At 68.3% G+C, this 609-nt stretch carries 1 protein-coding gene; it reads right to left on the bottom strand.

The annotated features are described in order from the left end of the window. Nucleotides 1-183: 183 nt before the first annotated feature. The coding region (locus D9V41_RS18355; protein WP_243697319.1) for a DUF6349 family protein at nt 184-609 on the bottom strand (426 nt) is incomplete at its 5' end.

The raw sequence follows: 609 nt of genomic DNA, 5'->3' as shown, positions 1-609 counted from the left end.
ATCACCTGTTGCCGTCCCTCGCGGCACTTCCCCGGACCTCCGTGTCCGGGCCGCTGAGAGGCCCCGGCGGCTGGCGAGTGCGGAGATTCAGGCCAGGACCTCGACGGCCGCCGCCGATCCCCGCGTCAGCGGGTGGCCCCATTACCGCTAATAGTGGTGTTAGGGGTAATGGGGCCACGGGTCCTACTCCCCCACCGACCCGGTGAGGTCGTACCCGCCGAACGGGGACCGCCCCGAAACATGCCGGGTCCCCCACTTGCCGCGTTCGGTGAGGATCGGATAGCCGGGGCGCTGCCAATGCTCCGGATAGTGTTCGGCAACCCATCGGTCTCGCCGCTGTCTGGTCGCCCGCGTGTCGTCGAGTTGGGCCACGCGTCGCGGCACTACGGGGAGGTTTCGCCAACCCGGCAGGGCGTGGTCGTGCCACGCTTCCACGGCCGCGTTCTCGTTGGCGGCGATGTGGTGCCAGCTGCACGGCGGGCAGATTGCCTGATACATGAGATCGTCGGGGAAGTCGGGGCCGTGGTCATGGTCCGGCTCGTCACAGCGGCAATCTGCCGTGTAAATGTGCGCGGTGTGACCGGCCGCAGCGGTCACCGTTACGGCAAT

It is taken from the genome of Aeromicrobium phragmitis (genome assembly GCF_003674095.1).
GTDB classification, from domain to species: Bacteria; Actinomycetota; Actinomycetes; order Propionibacteriales; family Nocardioidaceae; genus Aeromicrobium; species Aeromicrobium phragmitis.
The sequence above is the reverse complement of the archived record's forward strand: the minus strand, read 5'-3'. Positions and strand labels throughout refer to the sequence as shown.